General features: G+C 40.7%; 18 protein-coding genes. 17 read left to right on the top strand and 1 reads right to left on the bottom strand.

The features are described from left to right. Nucleotides 1-3 precede the first annotated feature (3 nt). Both BM146_RS10820 and nagZ read left to right on the top strand, forming a co-directional pair. Entirely contained in the window at nucleotides 4-891 is an 888-nt protein-coding gene (locus BM146_RS10820) for an N-acetylglucosamine kinase (protein ID WP_074888554.1), read from the top strand. Nucleotide 892: 1 nt separating this feature from the next. Then, complete coding sequence (gene nagZ, locus BM146_RS10815) at nucleotides 893-2,425, top strand: beta-N-acetylhexosaminidase (protein ID WP_074888552.1); 1,533 nt, start codon at nucleotides 893-895, stop codon at nucleotides 2,423-2,425. 468 nt (nucleotides 2,426-2,893) lie between these two features. Here nagZ and BM146_RS10810 read toward each other — a convergent pair whose 3' ends face one another. Then, nucleotides 2,894-4,504 carry a CTP synthase gene (locus BM146_RS10810; protein ID WP_074888549.1) on the bottom strand — a complete coding sequence of 537 codons (1,611 nt, stop codon included), beginning with the start codon at nucleotides 4,502-4,504 and terminating at the stop codon, nucleotides 2,894-2,896. A 175-nt stretch (nucleotides 4,505-4,679) separates the two neighbouring features. Here BM146_RS10810 and ftsH point away from each other — a divergent pair, with 175 nt between their 5' ends. From ftsH to pflB, 15 genes are all read left to right on the top strand, one after another. Beyond that, nucleotides 4,680-6,920: an ATP-dependent zinc metalloprotease FtsH gene (gene ftsH / locus BM146_RS10805; protein ID WP_074888546.1), complete on the top strand. Its 2,241-nt coding sequence runs from the start codon at nucleotides 4,680-4,682 to the stop codon at nucleotides 6,918-6,920. 80 nt (nucleotides 6,921-7,000) lie between these two features. Then, nucleotides 7,001-8,893: an excinuclease ABC subunit UvrC gene (uvrC, locus tag BM146_RS10800; RefSeq protein WP_074888542.1), complete on the top strand. Its 1,893-nt coding sequence runs from the start codon at nucleotides 7,001-7,003 to the stop codon at nucleotides 8,891-8,893. Between the two features lie 75 nt (nucleotides 8,894-8,968). After that, nucleotides 8,969-9,916: an HPr(Ser) kinase/phosphatase gene (hprK, locus tag BM146_RS10795; protein ID WP_074888539.1), complete on the top strand. Its 948-nt coding sequence runs from the start codon at nucleotides 8,969-8,971 to the stop codon at nucleotides 9,914-9,916. 30 nt (nucleotides 9,917-9,946) lie between these two features. Then, complete coding sequence (locus BM146_RS10790; RefSeq protein WP_074888536.1) at nucleotides 9,947-10,882, top strand: ROK family glucokinase; 936 nt, start codon at nucleotides 9,947-9,949, stop codon at nucleotides 10,880-10,882. Nucleotides 10,883-10,901: 19 nt separating this feature from the next. Next, a complete protein-coding gene (gene murB, locus BM146_RS10785; RefSeq protein ID WP_074888533.1) occupies nucleotides 10,902-11,813 on the top strand; it encodes a UDP-N-acetylmuramate dehydrogenase in 912 nt (303 codons plus the stop codon). 29 nt (nucleotides 11,814-11,842) lie between these two features. Further along, nucleotides 11,843-12,718 (top strand): RNase adapter RapZ, encoded by an 876-nt coding sequence (gene rapZ, locus BM146_RS10780; RefSeq protein ID WP_074888530.1) that lies wholly within the window; start codon nucleotides 11,843-11,845, stop codon nucleotides 12,716-12,718. Between the two features lie 2 nt (nucleotides 12,719-12,720). Further along, the gene (gene whiA, locus BM146_RS10775; RefSeq protein WP_074888527.1) at nucleotides 12,721-13,644 is read left to right on the top strand and encodes a DNA-binding protein WhiA; all 924 of its coding nucleotides are present in this window, start codon (nucleotides 12,721-12,723) and stop codon (nucleotides 13,642-13,644) included. Between the two features lie 12 nt (nucleotides 13,645-13,656). Continuing rightward, complete coding sequence (locus BM146_RS10770; RefSeq protein WP_022772551.1) at nucleotides 13,657-13,914, top strand: HPr family phosphocarrier protein; 258 nt, start codon at nucleotides 13,657-13,659, stop codon at nucleotides 13,912-13,914. A gap of 259 nt (nucleotides 13,915-14,173) precedes the next feature. Continuing rightward, complete coding sequence (locus BM146_RS10765; protein WP_074888524.1) at nucleotides 14,174-15,094, top strand: GNAT family N-acetyltransferase; 921 nt, start codon at nucleotides 14,174-14,176, stop codon at nucleotides 15,092-15,094. 107 nt (nucleotides 15,095-15,201) lie between these two features. Further along, nucleotides 15,202-16,995 (top strand): Na/Pi cotransporter family protein, encoded by a 1,794-nt coding sequence (locus tag BM146_RS10760; protein WP_074888521.1) that lies wholly within the window; start codon nucleotides 15,202-15,204, stop codon nucleotides 16,993-16,995. An 18-nt stretch (nucleotides 16,996-17,013) separates the two neighbouring features. Then, entirely contained in the window at nucleotides 17,014-17,574 is a 561-nt protein-coding gene (locus BM146_RS10755) for an NUDIX hydrolase (protein ID WP_074888518.1), read from the top strand. A gap of 27 nt (nucleotides 17,575-17,601) precedes the next feature. Continuing rightward, the gene (locus BM146_RS10750) at nucleotides 17,602-18,375 is read left to right on the top strand and encodes a Crp/Fnr family transcriptional regulator (protein WP_074888516.1); all 774 of its coding nucleotides are present in this window, start codon (nucleotides 17,602-17,604) and stop codon (nucleotides 18,373-18,375) included. A 60-nt stretch (nucleotides 18,376-18,435) separates the two neighbouring features. Next, nucleotides 18,436-19,170, top strand: a complete 735-nt coding sequence (gene pflA, locus BM146_RS10745; protein WP_074888513.1) for a pyruvate formate-lyase-activating protein — start codon at nucleotides 18,436-18,438, stop codon at nucleotides 19,168-19,170. Between the two features lie 7 nt (nucleotides 19,171-19,177). Then, nucleotides 19,178-21,856, top strand: a complete 2,679-nt coding sequence (locus BM146_RS10740; RefSeq protein WP_074888510.1) for an alpha-L-rhamnosidase — start codon at nucleotides 19,178-19,180, stop codon at nucleotides 21,854-21,856. A gap of 221 nt (nucleotides 21,857-22,077) precedes the next feature. Beyond that, nucleotides 22,078-24,342 (top strand): formate C-acetyltransferase, encoded by a 2,265-nt coding sequence (gene pflB / locus BM146_RS10735; RefSeq protein WP_074888507.1) that lies wholly within the window; start codon nucleotides 22,078-22,080, stop codon nucleotides 24,340-24,342. Nucleotides 24,343-24,688: the final 346 nt, after the last annotated feature.

The raw sequence follows: 24,688 nt of genomic DNA, 5'->3' as shown, positions 1-24,688 counted from the left end.
TAGATGGGTTTTTATGCTGGAATTGACGGTGGAGGCACCGGCAGCAGATTTGTTTGCGCGGATGAAAATGGAAAAGAGATTTACTCAGGAAATGGACCGGCACTAAACGGGAATGGGCTTTCATACGAGGCATTTGAGGAGAATATCCGAAGTATATTGCGAAGTATTTCTGAGAAGGCAGGAAGTCCGAGAGATTGCATAGGGCTTGCTATAGGGTCAGCTGGAATCAGTAACGCAAAGGTAATAAATGGTTATGAAAAAGCCATGAGCGAAATAGGCTTTAGAAATTATAAAATTTATGGTGATCATGAAACTGCATTTTCAGCAGCATTTCCAGAGCAGCATGGAATACTTCTTATCTCCGGCACCGGGAGCTTATGCTTCGGCAAAAGACCTGACGGAATGAGCGCGAGAGCAGGCGGTTATGGCCATCTTATCGATGATAAGGGCAGCGCTTATGATATCTCTATAAGAATTCTGGAAGCGGTAGTAAGGGCAGAGGATGGCCGAGGCGAAAGCACAGTGTTCAGGGAACTGGTATTTGACAAGCTGGGGATCAAAGATGTCAGAGAACTGATCGGATATGTATATTCCAAGGACACCAGCAAGGGAGATATTGCCGCATTGGCTCCTTTGCTGTCAGAGGGGATAAAAAGAGGTGATCCTGTGGCAGTGGCAATAGAGGATGTTGTTGTAGATGAGCTTTACAGTTTGATCAGTGCAGTGAAAAAGAGACTTGGGTTTGGTTACGAGGTGGCTCTCTGGGGAAGCGTTCTTCAAAAGAATGATCATATCAGAGAAAAACTGGAAAAACGAGCAGGACTAATAATGTTTTTACCGCAGGAAGACGCATCAGTAGGAGCCCTTAGACTGGCTATGAAAGAGGTTTGAAATGACAATTGAAGAGATGGTGGGCCAGAAGTTTGTTGTTGGTTTTCCGGGATATGAGTTGAATGAAGAAGTTAAGGAAGTAATAAGAAAATATAAGATTGGTAATATTATTCTTTTTAAGGAAAACCTCAAGAATGAAGCACAGATAAAAAAACTCTGCGCAGAGATCAAAGAGTTCATTACTTCTGTTACAGGCTATCCTCCGTTTATAATGATCGATCAGGAAGGAGGTATGGTAGCGCGTCTTCCTGAAAACATGGGAAATATTCCAGGAGCTATGGCAATAACTGCTACTGATGATCCGCATAATGCCTATGTTGCCGGATATTACACCGGATTGCAGCTAAAAGAGCTGGGAATAAACTTTAATCTGGCGCCGGTCATGGATATTAATTCTAATCCGTCTAATCCAATCATCGGATGCAGAAGCTATGGTGAGGCCCCTAAGCAGGTGGTCGAATATGCCATTCAAATGGCAAAAGGCCTTGATGATGCAGGCGTTCTTTCATGTGCAAAGCACTTTCCCGGACACGGCGATGTGTCAACAGATTCCCATGTGACACTTCCTTGCGTTGATAAGACATTGGATGAGCTTAGAGGAATGGAGCTTGTGCCATTTAAAGCAGCAGTTGAAAACGAAGTTCCTGCAATAATGTCTGCGCATATTCTTTTTCCCAAGATTGAAAAAGACAGGATTCCCGCCACAATGTCCAAGAAAATCCTGACAGATATATTGAGAAAAGAAATGGGATTTGAGGGACTTATCCTCACAGATTGCCTTGAAATGCAGGCCATAAAAAAGTTTTATGGTGTAGAAGAGGGGGCTTTGGCAGCGCTAAAAGCAGGCGCGGACATCATAATGATATCCCACACTCCTTCATACTTTCCGGAAGTTATATCAAGGATAGAAGCGGCCATAAATGATGGAAGCATAGTGGCTGAGAGCATCAAGGAAAGCGCAGAACGAATACTTTCATATAAGGATAAATATCTTAAGAATAAAAATCAGGAAAATAGCAGCAAAGAATTTAAGGAAGAAATAGAGGACATACGAAAACAAACTCTTACTCTCGTTTCAAAAGCAGATTACCCTCTTGGGATTGACTCGGACACTCTCTTTATAAGCCCAAAGCCATTTAATGTAGGCCTTGTTGGCAATGTCAAAGAAGACATCGCTTCATCATTTTGCGAAATCCTGGCAGAAAAATTTGGTACCAAAGCACTGGTAATAAGCGAAAAGCCAAGTGAGGAAGAGATAGAAAGGGCAGCAGAACTTGCCGACAAAAGCTCTTTTGTAGTCGTTGGAACCTATAATGCCCACGTATTCCGTGGCCAACTCGAGCTGATAAATAAGGTACTGAAAAAAAATCCCAAAGCAGCAGTATTCGCTTTACGAAATCCTTATGATCTAAGAGATATACCTGATACTGTGTGGAAGTATGCAGCATTTGAATATACATTGCCAATGATCAACATTATAGAAAAAAATCTCAAAAAGGAAATTGTGGCAAATGGAAAACTTTCGGCTGTGTAAAAATCCAGAAGTGCCCATAACTTTGGATAGATCTCGGAGTATTCGCAAAGACACAGTAAATATAAAATAATGCGCCTTGTTTTCTTTCATGCTTATTCAGAACAGAAAACAAGGCTTTTATTTTATATTAACTGTCTCTATTGCTCATACTAAATCGCTCTATCCAAAGTTATGGGCACTTCTGGATTTATGATTTACTACACTTATAAAGACTAGTATTTTTGCAAGAACAGCAGCCGAACTGAAAGTGCAGGCATAGTGATGTGAACGATTTATTTTGAAATGATGATAAATGGATATAAATAAACCCACAAAAGACTTGTGCTCTGAATAAGTATGAAACAAGGCTTTTGTGGATGTTTTATGTCCAATTTATCACATTGAAAAATATCAGAGTGAACAGAGCTATACCTGCACTTTCAGCTCGGCTGCGTCCGTTTACAATAAAGTATGCATTTTTGAGTGATATTATCTCTTGTTCTCGTGCTCAAGGGAAGCCTTGATGAATCCGGAGAACAGTGGATGTGGTCTGTTGGGACGTGACTTAAGTTCCGGATGAGCCTGTGTTGCCATGTGGAAATCGTTGGATGGAAGTTCGATCATCTCAACAATTCTGCCATCAGGTGACATACCGCAAAGCTTCATACCATTCTGAACGAGAACATTTCTGTAATCGTTGTTAACTTCATATCTATGACGATGACGTTCTGTAATGTTTTCAGAACCAAAGAGTTTAAATGCCATAGATTCTTTATCAAGAACACAAGGATATGAACCAAGTCTGAGTGTCCCGCCAATATCCTCAACACCATTCTGATCAGGCAAAAGAGCTATCATAGGATGTGTTGTGTTAGGATCAAATTCTATTGAATGAGCATCCTTGTATCCGATAACATCTCTTGCAAACTCAACAATCGCAAGCTGCATTCCAAGGCAAAGACCAAGGAATGGGATGTTGTTCTCACGGGCATATTTAATAGAAGAAATCATTCCTTCGATTCCACGATCGCCAAATCCACCGGGAACGATAACACCGTCTACATCAGAAAGGAATTCTGCAACGTTTCCGTCGTTAACTTCTTCTGAGTCTACCCATTTGATATCAACAGCAGTCTGATTTGAAATACCGCCGTGCTTAAGGGCTTCAACAACACTGATGTAAGCATCGTGGAGCTGAGTGTATTTTCCTACAAGTGCAACCCTAACTTCGTGCTTAAGTGAATAGAGAGTGTCTACCATTGCCTTCCAATCTGTAAGATCTGGTTCAGGGCAATCAAGTTTAAGGCATTCGCAGGCAACTTGTGCTAAATGCTCTTTTTCCATTGCAAGAGGAGCTTCATACAGGTATTCAAGGTCAAGGTTGTTGAGAACGTGGCTGCTTGGAACATTACAGAAAAGAGCTATCTTGTCTTTAGTTTCATCATCAAGCTCAACTTCACTTCTACATACAATAACATCAGGCTGAAGACCCATTCCTTGCATTGTCTTAACTGCTGACTGGGTTGGCTTTGTTTTGATTTCTTGTGAAACGCGAAGATAAGGGATAAGTGATACAAGGATGAGCATTGCATTTTCGTGTCCGACTTCGTGCTGGAACTGTCTGATAGCTTCAAGGAAAGGCTGGCTTTCGATGTCGCCGACTGTTCCGCCGACTTCTATGATTGCAATTCTTGTATCATCATCGGTGAAGTTTCTATAGAATTTACTCTTAATCTCATTAGTAATGTGAGGAATAACCTGTACTGTGCGTCCGCCATAGTCACCGCGGCGCTCTTTCTGAAGAACGGACCAGTAAATCTTACCGGTTGTAACGTTAGAATTCTTATCAAGATTCTCATCTATGAATCTTTCATAGTGGCCAAGATCGAGGTCAGTTTCAGTACCATCTTCAGTGACGAATACTTCGCCGTGCTGAACAGGGTTCATTGTTCCGGGGTCAATGTTGATGTAGGGGTCAAACTTCTGCATTGTAACTTTATATCCGCGGGCCTTTAATAGCCTGCCCAGCGAAGCGGCAGTTATCCCCTTTCCCAGACCTGATACAACACCACCAGTCACAAAGATATACTTTACAGCCATTTTTGATTCCTCCTGCGTGAATTAATAAAACTTTCAGAGATTAAGAATTAATTGTAATTGAATTATTGAATTGTACTCTATATAATAGTATGATACGGTGCAATAAAAAATCATTATAATTATAGCACAAACAGGTTGTAGTATAACATAACACGTTAGAGAATGGAATTAAAAAATGGATAATAATCAAAATCAGAGAAATAATAACCCTCTTGGAGGGGGAAACAATTCTCCAAGGCGCCAAAATATAATACTTCTTCTAGTGGCAGCCCTGGTAACTATGGTCTGCATGACATATTTTTTGAGAGCTTTTTCTGAGAATACCAACAGAGAAGTTTCCTACACCGAATTCATTAATATGGTAGATAAAGGTGAAGTAGAAAAAATAGTCATCGAAAGTGACAGGATCGATATCTATCCAAAAGAGAATAAATCCGAAGACCAGCTGGGAATCGGATATTACTATTGGACAGGTAATTCCTATGTGACATATTACACAGGTAAGGCCGAAGAGGATAGCGTTCTTACACAGAGAATGCTTGAGGCGGGTGTTGAGGTCAGCAGCGAAGTGCCTGACAGTTCAGGGCTTATCCTTGCCTTTATTATTCAGTATGTTGCTCCAATCCTTCTTCTTTGGCTCATTCTTTCAGTTATCTTCAGAAGAATGGGTAAAGGCGGTGGACCACTCAGCGTTGGAAAGAGCAATGCTAAGGTTTATGTTCAGAAAGAAACAGGTATTACCTTTAAAGATGTAGCAGGTGAAGATGAGGCAAAAGAGTCTCTTGTAGAAGTTGTAGACTTCCTCCATAACCCTGCAAAATATGCAAAGATCGGTGCTAAACTTCCAAAGGGAGCTCTTCTTGTAGGACCTCCTGGAACAGGTAAGACACTTCTTGCAAAGGCTGTAGCCGGTGAGGCTCATGTACCTTTTTATTCACTTGCAGGTTCAGATTTCATCGAGTTATACGTGGGTGTGGGTGCCAGCCGTGTAAGAGATCTTTTCAGCGAAGCAAGTAAGAATGCACCTTGTATCATCTTTATCGATGAGATCGATGCTATTGGTAGAAGCCGTGACAGCAAGTACGGCGGTGGCAATGAGGAAAGAGAGCAGACTCTTAACCAGCTCCTTTCAGAGATGGACGGATTTGATTCATCAAAGGGTGTACTTATCCTTGGTGCAACTAACAGACCTGAAATCCTTGATAAAGCCCTTCTTCGTCCCGGACGTTTTGACAGACGTATCATCGTTGATAAGCCTGATCTTAAGGGAAGAGAAGAAATCCTCAAAGTTCATTCAAAAGACGTTAAGATGGATGAGACAGTTGATCTTAAGGGTATCGCTCTTGCAACAAGCGGAGCAGTTGGTTCAGACCTTGCTAACATGATCAACGAAGCTGCCATCAATGCAGTTAAAGCTCACAGAGAATATGTATGCCAGCAGGATCTTATGGAAGCTGTTGAGCAGGTACTTGTAGGAAAAGAAAAGAAAGACCGTATACTCAGCAAAGAAGAGCGCAAGATCGTTTCTTACCACGAAGTTGGACATGCCCTTATCAGTGCAGTTCAGAAGAACACAGAGCCAGTGCAGAAGATCACTATCGTTCCCAGAACAATGGGAGCTCTTGGCTATGTAATGCAGGTTCCTGAGGATGAAAAATACCTTCAGACAAAAGATGAGATCATAGATGACATCATTGTTTCACTCGGCGGAAGAGCTGCAGAAGAGGTAATCTTCAACACAGTAACAACAGGTGCTGAGAACGATATTGAGAAGGCTACCAACATGGCCCGCAGCATGATCACTATGTTCGGTATGAGCGACAGATTCGGACTTATGCAGCTTGAATCTGTACAGAACAGATACCTCGATGGAAACAGAGTTCTTAATTGCAGCGATCAGACAGCGGCACTTGTGGATGAGGAAGTTAAAAAACTCCTTGCTGATTGCTACGAGAAGGCTAAACAGATCATCAGAGAACACCTTGATGCAATGGACAAGATTGCTCAGTTCCTTATTGAGAAAGAGACTATCACAGGTAAAGAGTTCATGAAGATTTACCGTGAAGTTTGCAATATACCTGAACCTACAGAGGAAGAGGCAGAAGCAGCAAAGCATGGTAGAATCTATGCAACTCGCGCTGAGTCAGCTCTTGTAGGGGAGAATGTTCCGGTTAAGAGTAAGGAAGATAAAAAGCAGACTCCTGAAACAGATAAAACTTTTGAACCGGTTCATCAGACTGCTTATGAAGCACCACAGAGCATTTTCGAGCCGGAAAGCTCTTTTGACAGTGCGAATGCAGCAAATGAACCTGCAGAGCAGGAAGAAGTTCCTCACGAAGAGCAACCACAGGATGAGCAGACACAGCCTCAGGGTGGTGGATTGTTCTCACACGTACCAAGTGATTTTGACAAGTGATAAAGTATTATTAAAGAAAAGGGGAAGCAGAATTTATTCTGTTCCCCTTTATCTATAAGGTCAGGAGAAATTAAGCTGACATGCCACAAGCAGGCTTTGATGTAAAAGAAGAATTGAAAAAACTCCCCAATAAGCCGGGAGTTTATATCATGCGTGATGAAAACGACACCATCATGTATGTAGGAAAGGCCATCAACCTTCATAACCGTGTAAGGTCTTATTTTCGTACGAATATAGGAAGAGGACCTCAGATTGACCAGATGGTAAAGCAGATAGCCAGATTTGAGTACATAGTTACAGACTCTGAGCTTGAAGCGCTTGTCCTTGAAAATAACCTTATAAAAGAAAATTCGCCCAGATACAACACTCTTTTAAAAGATGATAAGACTTATCCATATATTAAAGTGACTGTATCTGAAGATTATCCGAGAATTCTTTTTTCCAGACTTATGAAAAAAGACAAGTCCAGATATTTCGGACCATTTACCAGCGCAGCAGCAGTCAAGGATACCATAGATCTTATAAATAAGATTTATGGTCTCAGAAACTGTAACCGCACATTGCCAAGGGATATAGGACTTGAGAGACCATGCCTTAACTATCACATGAAGCAGTGCTGTGGCCCATGTACAGGGGAGGTTTCCAAGGAAGAATACAGACAAAGAATTGATAAGGCCCTGGATTTTTTAAATGGCAATTATGGCGTTATCATGAAAGACCTTCAGGAAAAAATGGAAGCAGCATCTGAGGAACTGGACTTTGAAACTGCGGCAAAATACAGAGATCTTTTGGCAAGTGTAAAGGTAGTTGCACAAAAGCAGAAGATGACCGATTCTTCCATGGAAGACAAGGACATTGTGGCCATTGCTTCTGATGATAAAGACGCAGTTGTTCAGGTGTTCTTTGTACGAGATGGAAGGCTTATCGGCAGAGAACATTTCTATATGACACACGTGTCTGAAAATCCAAAAGAAGAAATACTCCTTAACTTTGTAAAGCAATTCTACGCAGGAACACCATTTATCCCCAGAGAGCTTGTTTTGCCCGAGCAGATTGAGGATATGGAAGTTATCGAGAAATGGCTGACTCAGCGAAAGGGCAGCAGAGTCTATATCACGGTTCCTGAGCGCGGACAAAAAGAAAAGCTCATGGAGCTTGCAACTCAGAATGCAGAACTTGTTCTTTCCAAAGATAAAGAGAGGATCAAGAGAGAAGAAGGAAGAACAATAGGCGCCGTAAAAGAAATCGAAAAGCTCCTTGGATTAAAGGGACTTAACAGAATGGAAGCCTATGATATCTCCAATATAAGCGGTTTCGCAAACGTAGGTTCCATGGTCGTTTACGAAAAAGGAAAGCCCAAAAAGAGCGATTACAGAAAATTCAGGATAAAATCTGTGGCGGGACCTGATGATTATGCCTGCATGCACGAAGTTTTGACCAGGAGGCTTCTCCACGGAATCGAGGAGAGACATGACCTGGAAGTAAGAGATATAGATGCTCAGTATGGAAGTTTTACCAAGTTTCCGGATCTAATCCTTATGGATGGCGGTCGAGGGCAGGTCAATATATGTCTCCAGGTATTGGATGAACTTGGTATTACTATTCCCGTGTGTGGTATGGTAAAGGATGATAACCACAGAACAAGAGGCCTTTACTATAACAATGTTGAACTGCCTATAGATACAAGGTCTGAAGGATTTAAGCTCATAACAAGGATTCAGGATGAAGCCCACAGATTTGCTATAGAATATCACAGATCACTTAGAAGTAAATCACAGGTAAAAAGTACTCTTGATGACATTCCTGGAATCGGTCCGGCAAGACGAAAGGCATTGATGAAACATTTCTCTTCAATAGAAGATATAAGAAATGCTGATGTATCTGAACTTGCAGAGGTTCCGGATATTCCGGAAACGGTTGCACGGCAGATTTATGACTTCTTCCACAATGTGAAACAAATTGAAGAAGAGTAATGACTGTGTTATTATTTGACCTGGGAGTTTCATTAATAATATGGAACAAAACTATGTTTTTTTATGGAGGGTGACATGGCAAGCGTTAGTTTAAAATCAATCATTGAAAAGATGAAGCTTGAGAATCTTACTCCGGAGCTGGATATTAAAAAGATAAAAATAATCCAGCCGGACATTAACAGGCCTGCGCTTCAGCTTGCGGGGTATTTTGAACATTTTGAAGCAACAAGACTACAGGTTATTGGATTCGTTGAGTACACATATATGGAGTCTTTTCCTGAAGAGAAGAGGGAAAAGATGTATAGGGAATTTCTTTCATTCGATGTTCCCGGAGTTGTTTTCTGTAGAGAACTGACACCTGATCCATTATTTATAAAGATTGCACTGGAAGAAAAAGTTCCTGTGCTAATGACTAAAAAATCAACTTCAGCTTTCACTGCTGAAATCATCAGATGGCTTAATGTTAAGTTGGCACCATGCATTTCTATCCATGGAGTTTTGGTGGACGTCTTTGGTGTAGGCGTTCTGATTACAGGAGAAAGTGGAATCGGTAAGTCTGAGACAGCTATTGAGCTTATAAAAAGAGGACATCGTCTGGTATCAGACGATGTTGTTGAGCTACGCCGTGTAAGTGAAGAGACTCTTATCGGCTCAGCACCTGATATTACCAAGCATTTTATTGAGATGAGAGGTGTTGGTATTATCGATGTTAAGACTCTTTATGGTGTTTCAAGTGTAAGAGAGACCCAGAATATTGATCTTGTTATCAAGCTTGAGGACTGGGATAAGGATAAAGAATATGACAGACTTGGTTTGGAAGAGGAATATACAGAGTACCTTGGTAATAAGGTGGTTTGTCACAGAATTCCTATAAGACCGGGCAGAAACCTTGCAGTTATTTGTGAGTCGGCTGCAGTTAATCACAGACAAAAGGCTATGGGCTACAATGCAGCACAGGAGCTTTACAACAGAGTTCAGAATTCTCTTGCAAAGAGAAGAACTGATGATGAGGACGATGACTAAATAATAAAAATATAGAAAGAGGTTTTGATAATGGCTAGATACGTATTTGGAGCAGATGTAGGGGGCACAACTGCGAAAATAGGACTTCTCACAGAAACAGGTGAGATGCTTGATTTTTGGGAGATTCCTACAAGGACAGAGGACCACGGCAAAATGATCCTCGCTGATGTTTCAGATTCCATCAGAGCAAAAATGAAGGAGAGAAACATTGAAGATACAGAAGTAATCGGAGCAGGAATTGGTGTTCCCGGCGCTGTTAATGCTGATGGTCTTTGCTATCAGGCAGTTAATCTTGGATGGGAGAATTATAACGTAGTTAATGAGTTTCATTCAAAATTGAAACTCCCTGTAAAAGCTGGAAATGATGCTAATGTTGCAGCTCTTGGAGAAGCTTGGAAAGGTGGCGGAAAGGGCTATAAGAACATGCTACTTGTAACTCTTGGAACAGGAGTTGGTGGTGGAATTATCAACGAAGGCAAGATTCTTACAGGATCATTTGGATCAGGCGGAGAGATTGGACACATTCATCTGGTAGATGACGAAGAGGATGCCTGCGGATGTGGCAACAACGGATGTTTTGAGCAGTATGCAAGCGCAACAGGCGCTATGAGACTTGCAAAGAGAATGCTTGCATCTTCTAATGAAGACAGCGTTCTTAGAAATGGTGAGTTTGAGTGCAAGGATGTGTTTGATGCAGCAAAAAAGGGAGATGCACTGGCAGTTAAAATTGCTGAACAGTACGGTTACTATCTTGGAAAGGGTATTGCTATAACAGCAACAGTTGTTAACCCGGAGATAATCGTTCTTGGAGGCGGAGTATCAAAGGCAGGAGAAATGCTCTTTGACCTTCTTATGCCAAGCTTCAAAAAATATGTATTCTCCGGATGCAGCAACGCTAAATTTACTCTTGCAAAACTTGGCAATGATGCGGGAGTATATGGCGCTGCAAAGCTTTTGATACCATGATGTTTTAGGAAGGATTGTTTTGAACGAAGTATTATGTAATGCAATAGAACAGATAGTATCTGCTTCTAATGTTTTAAAAAATGAACCAATGAGCAGGCACACCACATTTAGATCTGGTGGGCCTGCAAGCTTGTTTATACGGCCGGAAAACAAGGATCAGCTTGTAGAAGTGATGGCACTTATCAGAAAGCTTGGAACGGATTTTTTCGTCCTGGGAAATGGAAGCAACCTGCTTGTTTCTGATGAAGGATTTGATGGAGTTGTTATTTCACTTAGTAATTTGAACGATATATCTCTTAAAGGCGATCACACAATCTTGGCGGAAGCAGGGGCTCTTAATTCTCAGATAGCCGCTTTTGCCAGAGATAATGAGCTTAAAAATTTTGAGTTCGCGGCCGGAATACCCGGAACCATCGGTGGAGCTATGATTATGAACGCCGGGGCTTATGGTGGAGAAATGAAGCTTGTTACAAAGTCGGTGACAGTTCTTTCACCTGAGGGAGAGATTATGGTGCTGGACAATGATTCAATGGAATTCGGATATCGTTCCAGTGCTATTAAGGGAAGAGGATATATTGTAATTTCTGTTCTGCTTTCCTTGAAAAAGGGTAAAAAAGAGACCATTATCCAAAATATGCAGGAACTTGCGGCAAAGAGACGAGAAAAACAGCCTCTTGAATTTCCAAGTGCAGGATCAACATTCAAAAGACCGGAAGGCTATTTTGCCGGAAAGCTTATTGAAGATGCAGGGCTAAGGGGGTTTTCTGTAGGCGGAGCTGCTGTTTCAGAGAAGCATTGCGGATTTGTAATAAATAAAGATAATGCTACATCAGCACAGATATACGAACTAATAAGTGAAGTGAAAAGAAGAGTTTACGAGAATTCAGGCGTGAAACTTGAACCTGAAGTAATAATGCTTGGAAAGTTCTGATATTATTTCTTTTTTGAAAGGATGGCAAAATGAGATTTGTTATCGTTACAGGAATGAGCGGAGGTGGAAAATCCACAGCAATTCATATGTTGGAGGATGCGGGGTTTTACTGCGTTGATAATCTTCCGGTTTCTCTTATTGAGAAATTTGCAGAGCTTGTAACTATGCCTGAAAACGAGATCAGCAAAGTCGTTCTGGGCATAGATGCCAGAGCTGGTCAACAGTTTGAGGAAGTTGCAGGAATAATAGATTCCCTTAAAGAGCGTGGAATACCTGTGGAAGTTCTTTTTATGGATGCAAGCGATCAGGTTCTTATCAAGAGATATAAGGAAACCAGACGAATCCATCCTATGAATGTTAATTCTGTGGGCGACAGAATTGAGGATGGAATTGCAAAGGAGAGAAAAGTCCTTGCTGAAATAAAAAAGAGAGCTGATTACATTATGGATTCCTCACAGCTTTTGACGAGAGAGCTCAAAGAGGAACTAGACAGGATTTTTGTTAAGAACGAAGAGTACAATTCGCTGATGGTAACAATTTTGTCCTTTGGTTTTAAGTATGGAATACCATATGATGCGGACCTGGTATTTGACGTAAGATTTTTACCTAATCCTTTCTATATTGATGAACTTAAGCATCAGACCGGAAATGATAAGGGTGTTCAGGACTATGTAAAAAGTTTTCCTGCTTGCGGCGAGTTTGTAGACAAGTTGGAGGACATGTTGAATTTTCTTATTCCCGGGTATGTAAAAGAGGGCAAGTATCAGCTGGTAGTGGCAATAGGATGTACCGGCGGTCAGCACAGAAGTGTCACTATTGCCAATGAATTATATGAAAGATTAAAAGCATCGGGTGGCAACTACGGTTTAAAGCTATTTCACAGAGATGTTAAGCAGGCAAAGTAAAAATGTCATTTTCATCTGAAGTAAAAGAAGAACTTGATAAGCACATTGGGAGCTCAAGACATTGTCAGCTGGCAGAACTTGCAGCTATAGTGTTTATGGTTGGTAGTATTGAAATTAAAGACGGCAGAGCATGCAGACTATCATTGCAAACCGATAATCCTATGGTGTTTAGAAAGTTCTTTACAATAATTAGGAAAGCATTTAATATAAGAAATAGTATTCCTCAAAATGGGCATGAATTAAAGCCTGTGGTAGAGGATACGGCACTTATAGAAGATCTTTTGAAGGCAATTAAAATAATGGACTCTGATGGCAACATCAAAGACCTGACAGAAGGTATCAATCCAATGGTTACGAAGAATTCCTGCTGTAAAAGAGCTTTTCTGCGTGACTCATTTTTGTGTGTCGGTTCTATAAGTGATCCAAACAAGGGATATCATCTTGAATTTGACTGTTCATTAGAAGTTCAGGCATTATTTTTACAAAGTCTGATTGAGAGCTTCGACATAGAGGCCAAAATAGTCAGACGTAAAAAATACTATGTGCTTTATGTAAAAGAGGGAGCAGGAATTGTCGATCTGCTCAATATTATGGAAGCGCCTGTAAGTCTCATGAATCTTGAAAATCTCAGAATCGTTAAAGAGATGAGGAATTCAATTAATAGGAGAGTTAACTGCGAAGTAGCCAATATTACCAAAACAGTTAATGCAGCTACAAAACAGATAGAAGATATCACCTATATCAAAGACCATTATGGTTTTAACAAGCTACAGGAGAGCCTACGACAAATGGCTGAGGTAAGACTAGAACATCCGGATGCAACACTATTGGAGCTTGGAACATATCTTGATCCACCGGTTGGTAAATCAGGAGTTAATCATAGGCTTAGGAAACTAAGCGAACTTGCGGATAAGATCAGATCCTAAAGGAGGGGAATTATGTTAACAAAATCTATCGAAATCAAATTGCCTAGAGGACTTGAGGCAAGGCCTGTTGCAGAGCTTGTTCAGCTTGCCAGTAAGTACGATAGCACAGTACATATTGAGGCTCAGTCTAAAAAGGTAAACGCAAAGAGCATCATGGGAATGATGACACTTAATCTCACATCTGGTGAGCAGGTTACTGTTATTGCTGATGGAAGCGATGAAGAATTAGCAGTAGCTGATATGGAAAAGTTCCTTCACGGAAATAAATAAGACATAATTATAAAAAAACCCCATAAAAGGGAGGATGCCAGGTAAGCTTCCTTACCTGGCATATTATGAAAAAGTTTTTATTTGGTATTGTCTTAACTCATCTGACAATATTATATTAACAAGTCTATATGTCTAAAAGATGATTTGAAGTAACCATTCTTTTAATTAATTGTAAACAAATTGTTAACGCCTATGGCTTCAGTGTTTGTGAAGCATATAGGCGTATTATATTGTATAATGATTGATAGAGGTGGCTACGGTGCTGAAAAAAGTCTATTTTATTATTTCCAAAAACAACTTAAAAATTCCTTCAGTCCTAAAGTCTACGGAGGAAGCATGTACTTATATCAAAGAATGTGGATATGAGTCAACATATGAATCCATAGAGGCTGTAACTGTGAGCGAATTTGTTCCGTCAAAAGAAAGTATCCTTATCGTTACAGACAAAGGGAGCTTTGCGCAGCAGCTTAGGGAAGCAGAAGTTCCTGTAGTTGGTGTTTCCGGAGATTATAATAAGGATCAGGATTTTGAAGGACTGAAGTATGTTTTCGCAGATATAGATGATGTGGAGATTGATTCTTATGTAAAGGCTTACCAGCGATATGTTGGTGAGCCCTGGGAAGTACTACAGACAGAAAGACTTCTTATAAGAGAAACCACACTTGAAGATGTTGATGAGTTTTATGAACTGTATAAGGATCCTGAAATGACCAGGTACATGGAAGGTCTTTTTGAGAATCCTGAAGATGAAAAGAGATACCAAAAAGACTATATTGAAAAAGTATATGGCCTTATGGGCTTTGGAGTATGGACAGTTATAAGAAAAGAAGATGGAAAAGTTATAGGAAGAGCAGGTTTCTCTATCAGAAATGGTTTTGACGATATAGAACTGGGATTTCTGATAGGTAAAAAGTATCAAAGGCAGGGATATGCGTTTGAGGCATGTTCGGCCATACTTGAATATGGAAAGAATATGCTTTCTTTTGATAAGGTTCAGACTCTTGTAAAAGCAGAGAATGTAGTGTCTATCCATATTTGTGAGAAGCTTGGATTTAAGACCACAGACACAGTGGATGTTGAAGAGAATATATATGGGAAAGAGTACAGAACTGACAAAAATGTGCCGCTTAGTGAAGCACATTTTGGGAAATATGTAAGAATGGTTAAGTTTTTATGGTAATTTTTAAGTTCTTCCTATAAGATATATTTGTAACAGATGGAAAAACTTAGGAAAATAGATGCAAAGAGTTAGAGGACTCTTAAGGGAGGGCATCTATCGGAGGTAAAATGGACTCACTAGAATTATTTACACTTGTGGCAGGACTCATAGGTGGTCTTGCGATGTTCCTTTATGGAATGAATGTAATGAGCGGCGGACTTACAAAGGCTGCCGGCGGAAAGCTTGAGAGTGTCCTTGCAAAGGTCACAAAGCATCCGGTAATAGCGTATCTTTTCGGTGTAGGAGTAACTGCACTGGTACAATCATCATCTGCGTCAACCGTAATGGTTGTAGGTCTTGTTAATTCAGGAATCATGACTCTTAAGCAGGCCGTTAACGTAATCCTTGGTGCCAATCTTGGTACTACATTTACAGCATGGCTTCTTTCATTGAACGCGATCAGCAGTGATAACTTCTTTATAAATCTTTTAAAACCCAAGTCATTTACGCCATTTTTGGCCATAATTGGAATTGGGCTCTATATGTTTTCCAAAAATGAGAAAAAGAGAAATATCGGAACAATCCTTCTGGGATTTGCAGTACTTATGTTTGGAATGAGCTCAATGTCTGATGCGGTATCTCCATTAAAGGACGTAGAAGAATTCAAAGCTCTTTTGACAACATTCTCAAATCCTATACTTGGTTTTCTGGTAGGTATTCTTTTCACAATGCTTATTCAGAGCTCAGCAGGTACTATCGGTGTGCTTCAGGCTTTATCTTTATCAGTTAAGGTTAAGCATTCTGTTGCTATACCTGTTGTTGTGGGCGCAGAAGTAGGCACATGTATTACGGCCATCCTTTCATCATTTGGTGCCAATAAAAACGGTAAAAGAACTGCTCTTATGCACCTTTATTTCAATATAATAAAGGCAGTTCTGTTCATGATCATTTTCTACAGCTTAAATGCAGTTATCCACTTTGAGTTTATGGATGAAAAGATAGGAATGGCAGGAATCGCCGGAATTCATACACTTATCAACCTTGTAGCAACACCACTTATGCTGCCATTTTCGGGTGTTCTGGTTAACCTTGCTCTTAAGACAATCCCTATCGACGATAAGGAAAAGAAAGAGCACGAGGAAATGCAGGGAATCCGCACATTGGATCCACTGTTTTTGTCAAACCCTCCATTTGCTCTTGAACAGGCAAGGCAGGCAGCCGTTACTATGGCAGTGATGACGAAAGAGTCACTGGAAAAGGCTATTGGACTTATCACAGATTATAACGATGAAGTTGCAGGTGAAGTTGAGTATCTTGAGCGCCAGGTCGACAAGTATGAGGATGAGCTTGGAACATACCTTATGAAGATAAACTCTCATCACCTTGGACAGGAAGACAGCCATACTTTGTCACTTCTTTTGCATTGTATTACAGACTATGAGCGTATCAGTGATCATGCTCTTAATATTGCCCAGAAAGCCGGAAACATGGAGGAGAATGGCAGAAAGTTTACTCCAAAGGCGCAGGCTGAGATGGATATATATTCATCTGCTGTAATCGATATCGTAGATACTTCAGTTACTGCTTTTGACAATCAGGATGCCAAGCTTGCCAAGACTATAGAACCACTTGAGGAGACAATTGATGAGATCCAGAAAGAGGTTAAGCGTCGCCATATCAGAAGACTCCGTAAAGGGAAATGTACAATAGAACAGGGCTTTGACCTTAGCGATATCGGTACAGATTTCGAGAGAATCGCAGATCATTGCAGTAACATTGCTGTTGGCATAATTGAATCTCATGAGGATAACTATTTTGCTCATGGATATCTTGAGACACTTAAGGCAGAGAAGAATGATGGATTTGAGCAGGCTGTTGATTTCTATGAGAGAAAGTACAGACTGCCGGCTGTAAAATACTAATTCAGGGAAAAATAGGCTATGGAGTTTGAGTTTTTAGAGAAAAAAGAACAGGGCAAGTTTATCACACGATATGATATTCACTACAAAACAGTGGATGAACAGGAAAAAGTTTATGAGATGATAAGCAGAAACCCGGATCTTAAGAGCAGAGAAGACTTAAGTAATCCCAAAGAAGATGCAGTTGCAATAATTATGCATGACGTAACCGGAGAAAAAATACTTATCAATAAAGAATTCAGAATGGCTCCGGGAGAGTGGGTTTACAATTTTCCGGCCGGACTCATCGATGAAGGCGAGAACAGGGAACAGGCCGCAAGGCGAGAACTTAAAGAGGAAACAGGACTCGACATTGTGCGTATAGATGAATGGTGGGGAAAGTGCTATAGTGCAATAGGGTTTTCAAATGAAAGAAATGCGTGCTGCGTAGGAGTGGCTGATGGAACTTTTTCAAAGAGTACATCTACACAGGAAGAGATAGTTCCGGGGTGGTATACCAAAGAAGAGGTGAAAAAACTTCTTGAAACAGAGGCTTTTGCAGTCAGGACACAGGCATATTGCTATATGTGGGTAAAAAAGTGATGGCTATGTACAGTCAGGTTATAGTATATGAAAAGTAGTTTTGATAACAAAGATAATAAACAAAGGGGCATATATCAGAAAGAAGATCATGGCGAGGAGCTGAAAAGAGGAATCATTGGTTTAAATATCTGTGAGGAGTGCGGAGGTTTTTGTACTGAGAGCGTTCCACTTATTGAAGGACTTCCTGTAAATGCGCAGGTAAGCCTAATGGAGCATTCTATTCATGAAACCCTAAAAAAGAATAGTTATCTTTTTAGGGAAGGTGAACCTGTTGATTCCATATGTATAATACGAAAAGGAAGAGTTAAGCTTTGCCGATATGATTCACTTGGAAGGGAACAGATCATAACAATTCTTGCAGATCATGACATAATATGGGAAGGCATGTTCCTTGATGGAAGTATTTATCCATACTCTGCGGTGTGTCTTACAAATGCTTCTATCTGTCTTATTCATAGAGATGACTTCATAAAAGTTGTAGACAATCCGACAGCAGCGATGAATATCATAATTCTTCTCAGTAAGAAGCTGCATGATGCCAATGAACGAAACATGCTTTTATCCACAAAAGACCCAATGGCAAGGCTTGCAGGATTTTTGATGTATAGAGTAGACAGAAGCCCATCAGATGATATAGTATTAAAGCTCGACGATATTGCTGCAAGTGTCAACCTTAGAACAGAAACGGTCAGCAGGAAACTTAGAGAAATGGAAAAAATGAGACTGATCGAGAGACTGGGACATGCAAGGATCAAGGTGCTCGACAGAGATACGTTGAGAGAAATATATATTTCGCAGTAATTATTGTTGCAGATAAATCTATATTTGTCTGCAACATTGTGTTATTTAGTAAGGAGTATTATGGTAAAGGGAAGAATTCATTCAATTGAAACTTTTGGTTCAGTAGACGGACCCGGAATAAGATTTATAGTATTTTTAAAAGGGTGTAATCTCAGATGTAAATATTGTCATAACGTAGATACCTGGAATCCTGAATCAGACGACCTCAGGACTGCAGATGAAGTTCTTGATTTTGCAGAAAGATACAGAAGCTACTGGGGTGAAGATGGTGGAATAACAGTAAGTGGCGGAGAGCCACTTCTTCAGATAGACTTTCTCTTGGAATTGTTCAAAAAGGCGAAAGAGCGCGGAATCAATACCTGTATCGACACTGCTGCGCAGCCATTTACAAAAGAGGAGCCTTTCTTTTCAAAGTTTAAAGAGCTTATGGAGTATACAGACCTGCTCCTTGTAGATATCAAGCATATCGACAGGGAAGAGCACATTAAACTTACAGGTCTTCCTAATGACAATATCAAAGAGTGCTTTGAGTACCTTGATGAGATTAAAAAACCAATCTGGATCCGCCACGTGCTTGTGCCGGGAATCACAGATGACGACAACTACTTGAGAGAAACAAGAAAGTTTATTGAGAAATTCTCTAATGTACAAAGGGTAGAAGTTCTCCCATATCATTCCATGGGACAGATGAAATTTAAAGAGCTTGGTATTCCATACCAGCTCGAAGGAGTTGAGTCTCCTTCACAGGAGAGAGTAGATAACGCAAGAGAGATATTGAACGGACAAAGGGACTGAGGGTGACATGAAAATCGTTGATCAAAAATGTAACTATCAGTTTAATCCAATAGGTATAAGTCTGGAAGATATAGTTTTTACATGGAAGTGCGTAGAGACACTTGGAACAAAAAGTGTTAAGACCAGGTTTATCATCGCGGAAGATGACAAAATTGAAAAGGTTATCCACCAGGAAGAGAGCAGTGAGATAGCAAGCCCATATCATCCTGAATTTATTTGTGATGCAGGAAAAACATATTACTGGAAAGTATGCGTGACGGATGATGCGGGAGACTACTGTGAAAGTGGAGTAAGCTCTTTTGAAGGTGGACATCCCGATGGACAATTCAGTGGAATGTGGATAACACCAAAGTTTTCGCATGAATTGCATCCGGTTATGCGAAAGGTCTTTTCACTTACAAAGGATGAGCTTGAGAAAATAAAAAAAACCAGACTGTATATATGTGGACTCGGATTATATGAAGCTTACATTAATGGGCAGAAAGTAGGTAACGACTACCTTACACCATATTTTACAGATTACAGATATTGGATACAGTACCAGACCTATGATATTGGAAAACTTTTAAAAGAAGGGGAAAATACTGTAACTGTATATCTTGCAAATGGCTGGTATAAAGGTAAATTCGGCTATATGGCTTATGGGCAGATGTGTGAGTATTATGGCGATAAATTTTTGCTGATAGCAGATATGATCCTATCGGGTGATGGCTTTGAGAAGCGTATATGTACTGATGAAAGCTGGGATTGCTTGAAGTCACCTGTTGCATCTTCAGGAATATATGATGGTGAGGTTTGGGATTTTAGAAAACAAAAGAATATCTTGGGTGCACAGGGAAGAGAAGTTTCAAAAGCAGTAGCGGCTAAAGAGCCGGTTGGAAAACTTACTCCAATGATAGGAACACCGCTCCGCGCCCATGAAAGGATAAAACCTAGTGAGATCCTGTTGACTCCAGCAGGTGAGTATGTAATTGACTTTGGCCAGGAAATAAGCGGATGGGTTGAGTTTACCAATGAAACAGAAAAGGATAACAGAGTAGTCCTTGAATATGGCGAAGTTTTGCAAAAGGGAAACTTTTACAGGGATAATCTTCGCACCGCAGAGGCAAAGTATACTTATATCAGTTCGGGCGATAAAGACAGGGCCAGAGCCCATTTTACTTTCTTTGGATTTAGATATGTAAAAGTTTCAGGCATGACCCTTGAGGAAATTAAGAGAGCTGATTTTGAGGCAGTAGCACTGTATTCCGATATTGCAGAGACTGGTTTCATTGAGACTTCAAATGAAAAGATAAACAGGCTGATTTCCAATACCAAGTGGAGCCAAAAAGATAACTTTGTAGACATTCCAACTGATTGCCCACAGAGAGATGAGAGATGTGGATGGACCGGGGATGCACAGATCTTTTCAGGTTCTGCTTCCTATCACATGGAGACACCTTCCTTCTTTAGAAAGTATTTGAAAGATATGCTTTTTGAGCAGGGGGAGAAAAATGGAGCAGTTCCCTATGTGGTTCCTGATGTACTTACCATTGGAAGAGAAAAAATGGCTGAGCCTGAACATGACCTTACAGAAGATAAGTGGGGAGAGGCAGGCTCCAGCGTTTGGGGAGATGCTGCTGTAATTATTCCTTGGAACATGTATCTACACTATGGAAATAAAGTATGGCTTTCTGAGCAGTATGCAAATATGAAGGCCTGGTGCGATTTCATGATCCATATGGAGGAAGAGCATTGTCAGGGTAAGAGATTATGGGACTGCGGATTCCATTTTGGAGACTGGCTGTCTCTTGACGTTGAGGGCGATGCAGCCGGAATGGATAACCTAGAAGGTGGAACCGATAAATACTTTGTTTCATCAGTCTATTACATGACTTCCCTTGAGATTACTTCAAAGGCAGCAGCAATACTTGGAAAAAAAGAAGATGCGGAAAAGTATCATGTTCGTTCACTTGAGGTAAGGAAGGCTATAAGGGACAAGTATAGGACCGGCAATGGGACTATCAGTATAAACACTCAGACAGCTTACGCTATAGCTATATGGTTTGATGTTTTTGACGAAGATGAAACGGAAGTAGCCGGAAACAATCTGATAGAGATTTTGAAAAAATGGAAATATCACCTTGCAACAGGATTTGTGGGTACGACATTTCTGTGCAGCGCTCTAACTAAGACGGGACACGCAAAAGAGGCATTTACACTTCTTTTAAATGAGGATTATCCTAGCTGGCTCTATGAAGTGAATCTTGGAGCTACAACCATTTGGGAAAGATGGAATTCTCTTTTGCCTGATGGAAGTATAAGCGGAACTGAGATGAACAGCTTGAACCATTATGCATATGGTGCAATTGTTGAGTGGATATATACAATGGTTTGCGGCATAAGTGTTGATGAAGATCATGTTGCAGGCAAAAAAGTATGTATAACTCCGCATGTTGACGAGAGATTAAGCTTTGCGAGAGCTTCTGTTGACATGCCGGTTGGTAAATATGAGTCAGGATGGGAAATTAATAACGACACAGTAACTTATTCATTTACTGTGCCATTTGATGGTGAAGCTGTATTTGTACCTGACAAGGAAATCACTGACATTACATTAAATGGTGATAGTATCTCTTTTGACGAACTTGTGAAAAGAACATTCTCAAAAGGAAACTATGAAATCAAAGCTTCTTACAGGCAGTGAGATAGCCTTTTGATCATTTTGGTGCTGACTTCTGTTTTGCAGCAGTGGAGCATTTTGGTGGTGATCTGAGAAAATTTTGAACTTTTTGTGAAAAATAAAAAATAAATAAAAACTTGATTGTAATCAATGTTCACTCTGTGGCTAGGTGTTAATATATGCTTCGTAAATGACTAGATAAATAATTAACAAACAATGTTATTGCTTTTTGAGAGGAGTACATTATGAACGAAGCATGGAGAGGTTTTAAAGGAACCCACTGGCTGGATGACGTTAATGTAAGAGACTTCATTCAGAACAACTACACACCATATGATGGAGACGAAAGCTTCCTTGCAGGCCCAACAGAAGCTACAGATAAGCTCTGGGGCAAGCTTCAGGAGCTTCAGAAACAGGAACGTGAAAAGGGCGGAGTTCTCGAGTGCGAGACAGAAGTTGTATCAAGCCTTACAGCTTATGGCCCTGGATACATCGATGAGTCTATGAAGGACCTTGAGCAGATCGTTGGTCTTCAGACAGACAAGCCACTTAAGAGAGCATTCATGCCTTACGGTGGAATCAAGATGGCAGAAGAAGCTGCTGAAACATATGGTTACAAGGTAAATGAGAAGTTCCACAAGATCTTCACAGAGTACCACAAGACACACAACCAGGCAGTATTTGATGCTTACACACCTGAGATGAGAGCAGCCAGACACAGCCACATCGTAACTGGTCTTCCAGATACATACGGCCGTGGACGTATCGTAGGCGACTACAGAAGAGTAGCTCTTTATGGTATTGATTACCTCATCAAGAAAAAGCAGGAAGATTTCAACAACTGCGGTGACGGCACAATGCTTGATCACATCATTCGTCAGAGAGAAGAGATCTCAGAGCAGATCAGAGCTCTTAAGGGAATGAAAGAAATGGCTGCTGTATACGGATTCGATATTTCACAGCCAGCTAAGAATGCAAAAGAAGCTGTTCAGTGGCTTTACTTTGGATATCTTGCAGCTATCAAGACTCAGAACGGTGCTGCTATGTCTGTTGGACGTGTTTCAACATTCCTTGATATCTATATTGAGAGAGATATTAAAGAGGGTACTCTTACAGAGTCTCAGGCTCAGGAGCTTATCGACCACATGACAATGAAGTTCAGAATGGTTAAGTTTGCTCGTATCCCTTCATACAACAACCTCTTCTCAGGAGACCCAGTTTGGGCAACACTTGAGGTTGGTGGACTTGGTATGGATGGTCGTCACATGGTTACAAAGAACGACTTCAGATTCCTCCACACACTTGAGAACATGGGACCTTCACCAGAGCCTAACCTTACTGTTCTTTACACATCAAAGCTTCCAGCTACTTTCAAGAAGTATGCTGCTAAGATCTCAGTTACAACATCTTCAATCCAGTACGAGAACGATGATGTTATGAGACCTATCTGGGGCGATGACTATAGCATTTGCTGCTGCGTATCTGCTACACAGACAGGTAAGGAAATGCAGTTCTTCGGAGCCAGAGCAAACCTTGCTAAGTGTCTTCTTTACGCTATCAACGGCGGTAAGGATGAGAAATTCCTTACAAAAGATGGCAAGCACATGCAGGTTGGACCTGAGATGGCTCCTATCACATCAGATGTCCTTGACTATGATGAAGTTATGCACAAATACGATATCATGATGGATTGGCTTGCAGGACTTTATGTAAATATCCTCAACCTCATCCAGTATATGCATGATAAATACTACTATGAAGCAGCTGAGATGGCTCTTATCGATACAAACGTAAGACGTACATTTGCTACAGGTATCGCAGGATTCTCACACGTTGTAGATTCACTTTCAGCTATCAAGTATGCTAAGGTTTCAACAGTTCGTGATGAGTCCGGTCTTGTAATTGATTACAAGGTAGAGGGAGACTTCCCAAGATACGGTAACGATGATGAGAGAGCTGATGAGATCGCTGTATGGCTTCTTAAGACATTCATGAAGAAGATCGAGAAGCATCACACATACCGTGACTCAGAGCCTACAACATCTATCCTTACAATTACTTCAAACGTTGTTTATGGTAAGGCTACAGGTGCTACACCTGATGGAAGACCAGCATTTGCTTCATTTGCTCCTGGTGCTTCACCATCATACGGTGCAGAGAAGAACGGTCTTCTTTCATCACTTAACTCTGTTGCTAAGATTCCTTACGAGTACGCTCTTGATGGAATTTCAAACACACAGACAATGAATCCTAACGCTCTTGGTCATGATGACGAAGAGAGAGCAAATAAGCTTGTTAACGTACTTGATGGTTACTTCAACCAGGGTGCACATCACCTTAACGTTAACGTATTTGGTAAGGAGAAGCTCATTGATGCTATGGAGCATCCTGAGAAGCCTGAGTATGCTAACTTCACTATCCGTGTATCTGGATACGCTGTTAAGTTCATCAACCTTACTAAGGAGCAGCAGCTCGACGTTATCGCACGTACATGCCATACAGCACTTTGATTTAAACAAAAACAAAAAGGGGCTGTCGCATTAGATGATTGAATCATCTGGGCGATGGCCCTTTTTCAGGCCTAAAAATCGGTACTTATATCTGCTTTCTGCTCATATCTCATATTTTTAGAGTAACTTAATAGTCCGAAGATATCTTCGGATCAGATACAGGAGTTTGTTTTTTAAGGATCAAAAATTATGCCGTTTTCTTTAGCTCAAAAAGATGAGTTCCTGTTCGGCCGGCCATGATCTTGTGATGCAGTTTATTGATATCGAATCCGATTGCAAGCAACACACTTTGTGCAAGAACATTCTTCGTCCCCTTATACAAATATCTTCTGAAGTTCATGTCTTC

This window comes from Butyrivibrio proteoclasticus (assembly GCF_900115735.1).
GTDB classification, from domain to species: domain Bacteria; phylum Bacillota; class Clostridia; order Lachnospirales; family Lachnospiraceae; genus Butyrivibrio; species Butyrivibrio proteoclasticus_B.
The sequence above is the reverse complement of the archived record's forward strand: the minus strand, read 5'-3'. Positions and strand labels throughout refer to the sequence as shown.